The organism is Pseudomonas abyssi (genome assembly GCF_002307495.1).
GTDB classification, from domain to species: domain Bacteria; phylum Pseudomonadota; class Gammaproteobacteria; order Pseudomonadales; family Pseudomonadaceae; genus Halopseudomonas; species Halopseudomonas abyssi.
Map to the genome: position 1 here is coordinate 1 of NZ_NTMR01000025.1, position 4,939 is coordinate 4,939.

The 4,939-nt window shown below is 61.0% G+C and carries 4 protein-coding genes; 1 reads left to right on the forward strand and 3 read right to left on the reverse strand.

Annotated elements, in window-relative coordinates; translation table 11 throughout:
- On the reverse strand, nucleotides 1-2,039 hold a 2,039-nt coding region (locus CNQ84_RS16630), incomplete at its 3' end, for a two-partner secretion domain-containing protein (RefSeq protein ID WP_133065914.1).
- A gap of 222 nt (nucleotides 2,040-2,261) precedes the next feature.
- Between CNQ84_RS16630 and CNQ84_RS16635 the strand changes: the two genes are divergently transcribed.
- The gene (locus tag CNQ84_RS16635; RefSeq protein ID WP_217350119.1) at nucleotides 2,262-3,197 is read left to right on the forward strand and encodes a helix-turn-helix transcriptional regulator; all 936 of its coding nucleotides are present in this window, start codon (nucleotides 2,262-2,264) and stop codon (nucleotides 3,195-3,197) included.
- 112 nt (nucleotides 3,198-3,309) lie between these two features.
- On the opposite strand, the gene CNQ84_RS16640 is transcribed toward CNQ84_RS16635, so the two are convergent.
- The gene (locus CNQ84_RS16640; protein WP_096005964.1) at nucleotides 3,310-4,167 is read right to left on the reverse strand and encodes a DMT family transporter; all 858 of its coding nucleotides are present in this window, start codon (nucleotides 4,165-4,167) and stop codon (nucleotides 3,310-3,312) included.
- An 81-nt stretch (nucleotides 4,168-4,248) separates the two neighbouring features.
- A complete protein-coding gene (locus CNQ84_RS20540; protein WP_160003172.1) occupies nucleotides 4,249-4,398 on the reverse strand; it encodes a hypothetical protein in 150 nt (49 codons plus the stop codon).
- Nucleotides 4,399-4,939: the final 541 nt, after the last annotated feature.

Below are 4,939 nucleotides of genomic sequence, written 5' to 3' on the forward strand. Positions count from 1 at the left end.
TTGCCACCGTTCTGACGCCCGACCAGACCGCCAACCTCACCACTCCCCGTTACCGCACCTGTGGCATAGGACTGGCTGATGCTGCCATCAAACTGATGCCCGACCAGACCGCCAACCTCGAACGTCCCCGTCACCGCAGCGGTGGCATAGGACTGGCTAATACGACTATTAGCGAAGCTGTCACCGACCAAACCACCAACGCGGTACTCCCCGTTCACTGAGCCACTGACATAGGACTGGCTGACACGACTCTTGTATTGCGCACCCACCAGACCGCCGACGTAATCCCGGCCCGTAATATCGACGTTCTCCAACCCCACCTGACGCAGCGCTGCGCCACCGGTGTAGCCAAACAGGCCGACAAAGTCTGTGGCTCCCCGGTTAATAAACAGGCCACTGATCACATGCCCCAGGCCATCAAACACGCCCTGGAAACTATTGCTGTAAGTACTACCAAGCGGATTAAACCCCGCACCGCTGTTCCAGCCTGCGGTGGCGCTGGCATCAATATCCGCGCCCAGCACATAGTGGCCGGTCAGCCCGCTGTTGATGGCTTGCAAGGCGTCTACGTCGGTAATGATGGTGTAGTCGATGACAGAACCAGCACTGCCCAGCTGGGTGCTGAAGCTGCCGGTGGAGGCCAGATTGATGGGCGCCGTGACCCGGTATTGGGCTTCGGTGCCGTTAATCACCCCATCGCTGCTGCCCTGACCGTATTTCAGCGCCAGGCCGGCGGTGCCGCTGGCGTTAAGGGACTCATTGACGTGGATATCGCGCTCGGCGTTCAGGGTGAGGGTGTTGTCGTTCCAGCTGACGCTGTCATTAACGAAAACATCGCCGTTGCCGTCGGTGGCGCCATTGACGCTCTGAATCTCGACGTCGGTGCTGGCCAGCTGATTGCTCAGCGTGGCGCCGGTGATATCGCCATCGCTGTCGGCGATGGTGAAGTCGTTGGGATCGATCAGCCAGCGGCCGGTCTCGCCATGTTCAGCCTGCGTGGTGATCTGTGTGCTGTCGGCAATCGTGACGTGAGCGCCGCTGGTTTCAATAAAACCGCCATCGCCGCTGGCGGGTGCTGAGGCGTCCAGCGTGCCGTCGATAGTGGCGGTGCCGCTTTGCATATCCGCCAGCAGCACGATTTTGCCGTCGCGCTCGGCCACGGTCTGTGCACGAATCTGCCCACTGTTGTTAACCACCGAATCAAGCACCTGATCGGCGGCGTGGGTGGTGAGGTAAATACTGCCGCCATCGGCCTGGATCGCGCCGTGGTTTTCCACCAGGGCATTGAGCTTGCCCTGCTCAATGGTGAGGTTGATCAAACCGTCGCCGGCAAAATCCAGCTGGATTTTCTCTCCGGCCGCCATGGCAACGCTGCCCAGGTTTGCGCGGATCACCCCTTCGTTACTCACCTGGCCGCCGAGCATCACCACAGCGCCGCCATCGGCATGGATGGTGCCACGGTTGATCACCGCCTGATCGCCATTGCCCTCAAAACGGTAGTTGCCGTCGACAAAATCCTGATTGTCGATATCCAGCGTGGAAGCCACCAAGCCACCCACATTGACGCTGGCCCCTTCGGCAAACAGCACCCCGTTCTGGTTCACCAGAAACACCTTGCCGGTGGCATTGAGGTTGCCGTAAATCGCCGAGGGATCGTTGCCGATAACGCGATTGAGCGCCACGGCGGAGCTGCTGTTCTGGTCGAAGTTGACGGTGTTGCCTTCACCGATGCTGAACGACTGCCAGTCGATAATGGCCTTGTTTGAGCCCTGCTCGATGGTGAGCGTATGGTCACTGGGCTGGCTGATGGACACATCGCCAGCAATCACCTGACCATTTTGCGGCAGGGTCGCAGCCAGAACAGCCCCAGGTGCCGCGAACAACAACAGCAACATGCCTGGAGCGACCCGCCATTGCCCGTTTCGTAGCACGCCGCTGCCCTGCTTGCCTCGCCCCTTGCCGCAACCACGCGCCAACTCGGATACGGCCTGCCAAACGCCCAGCGCAGCATTGAAGACGGTTTTGAAGATGTGATTCATGGTGCTCCCTTCCCCGGGGTACGTCCGGCCCGGGTCGGGCAATGACAGCTCCCCTGCTTGATGATTTCCGTTTGAGCTGTAGGGTAGAGATCACTAGGATTAGGAACCACTTGGCGGGTATATCATTTTCCCGGCTTTTATCATTTTCCCGACCTGAGCAGCCAAGCCGGTAAATTCCGATAGTATTCAACCATGATAAGAAAACATGGAAACGGCACCGAGGTGCCAGTAGTCCTGGCAGATATGAGTGGCGGTCAGGCAATCGACCTGCCGGGCATTCGCGGTCGTATGGAACGTCTGGAGTTCGCCAGCGGCATAGTGCTCTACCGGATGGAATATGAGGCGCTGGAAGACTGTTCCGTGCAGGTACAGAACAGTTTCAGCGAGCCGTGGATCGGCTCAGCGCTGCATCTGCAAGGTCACTCCGAGCTATCCTACCCCGACGGTAAAACCTTTACGCTGACACCCGAATCCGCCCTGTTGATGCGGGTTGACCCATCGGGCAGTCGCTTTCACCTTTTCAAGGGCCAGCTCATTCGCCATGTGGGCGTAGCCTCAACCCTCGCACCACTGCAAGCGCGCTTCGACGGCCAACTGCCGGAGCGCCTGGCGCTGTTCCAAGACAGCGCGTTCGGCGACTTCCAGCTGGGCCAGTCATTCTCGCCCAGCCCGCGTCTGCGACAGCTGGCAAGCAACCTGTTCGACAACCACGCCAGAGGCAGCGCCAGGCTGGTCAAACTCGAAGGCATTGCAAACCTGTTTCTCGCCGAAATCATCGAGCTGTTCTGCGAAGAAAGCGATGCGGAAGATCACATTATCGTTTGGGAAAAGCAGGCCCTCAGCGACATCATCGCGCACATCGAGCGTAACCTCGATGGCACTCTGGCCCTGGCCCATATGGCCGATATGGCAGGCCTGTCCGAGAGCCGCCTGGATCACTTATTTCGGCAAAAATTCCAGCTGAGCTGCGCAGAATACGTCCGTAATGAGCGGATGAACGCAGCCAATCGTTGGCTGCAGACAGGTGAGCTACCCGTGCGGGAAGTTGCAGTGCGTGTCGGCTACAGCCACGTGAGCAATTTTTCACGCGCCTATCGTACGCGCTTCGGTGAAACACCTGCGCGGACACTGCGCCGAGGCGCATTCAGCGGCAGGTAATGCACCACCTCAAGACGGGCCCCAACAGGAGCACTGAGCCCATGACACCCGCCGTTGCGGGGGCCATGGGGACAAAGGCCGCAAACTGGGGCATGCCTGGCGCGACGCCGCGTTAACCCCGTTGCCTGAACACCAACACCAACCCCAGGACAATCGCCCCCATCCCCAGCAAGCTCAGCGCCGCCATGCGATTACCCAGGAACAGAAAATCCAGCAGCGCGGTGCAGCCGGGCATCAGGTAGAACAGACTGGTCACGTTGACCAGGTTGCCCATGCGGATCAGCCGGTACAGGAGCAAGGTCGCACCCACCGAGATGAGCACGCCCATGTACAGCAGCGGCACAATGAAACCGACGCTCCACTCCACCTCAAACGGCTGAAAGGGTGCGACCACCGCGCACATCAGCAGGCCGATGGCGTATTGCAGCGGCAGTACGTCCATGGGTGATTGCTGAATACCCTTCTGAAAGATCGAACCCAGGGTGATGCAAAGCAGCGCTGCCAACGACAGGCCGATGCCCAGCAACGAGAAGCGCGCCGCCAGCAGGCTGTCGAGTACCACCAGCGTCAGGCCACCCAGAGCCAGCAGCAAACCCAAGAGCCGCAGCAGGTTGGCGCGGCGTTCGACCAGCATCAGGGTGAGGATCGGCTGCACGCCCAGTACCGTTGCCAGCACGCCCGGCGTGAGCCCAGCGTCCAGCGAGAGCAGATAGAAGATGGTGTAGCCGCCGGTCAGCAGCACCCCGACCAGCGCTACCTGCTTGCGGGTCCCCCGGGCCGGTAACGAGCGCCGCCGGGTGAGCGCCAGCAGCCCGAGGGCAGCGCAGGCCAGCACAAAACGCAGCAGCAGAAAGGCAAAGGCGGAGGCGTGTTCCAGCCCCCATTTGGAGAAGATCGCGCCCGCGCTCCAGAGCAGCACGAACAGCGCAGTCGGGCCAATGGCGGCCCAGTTCAAACGTAGAATAAACATATGTCACCTGTCAGGACACAGGTTCGCCCTGCAGCAAAACGCCAGCCAGGGAGAACAGAAATCAGAAAAGGGGTAGTGAGATCAGTGCGCCGGTGGCGGTGAAGCCACTGCAGCCACGATGGCTACGCCGGGAGGGGTGACCGGCAGGCAGGCCACGGCAGCCTGCACGCGCGCAACCACACCGGCAAGCGCGGGGCGGTTTACAACAGCGGTGGTCTGGGCAGTGGACATGCGGTCACTCTGGACAGGTAAAAACGACTAGGTCGCCGTTTGACGACTCGGTGAGACTAGCACCGTGATGGTGCATGGGCAAGACGGGAAGGTTGCGGCATCGGATGGGCGTAGCAGAATGTAACGGGCACGGCATGCCGTGCCCCTGCGCACGTGGTGGAGAAGGTTGGCGGGCGGGCTGCAACGAGGCAAGGCCAGTCGTAGGGTCACAGCATGCTGTGACCGTGCGGCATCCAATATCCCGCCTGAACCAGCGTCGCGCACGGCACGGCCACGGCATGCCGTGGCCCTACAGTGGCCGAACGCGAAGCATGCACGGCACCACTCCCCGTTTACGCGGGCGAGTAGCGCAGGGTTGGCAGGAAACAGGACGGCAGCCTGTCTGAGGCTCGCAGAGCCGAGTTCTGCCGGCCCCTGCCAAGCCGAGCAACGCAGCGAACCCGAAGGGCCGCGTAGCCGGGTGCCCGGGGGGATTCAGGGAAGCGCTAATCCATTTCACACGCCCTCTGCGAGTGCTCAAGCGTGCAGATGCAAGGCGCGA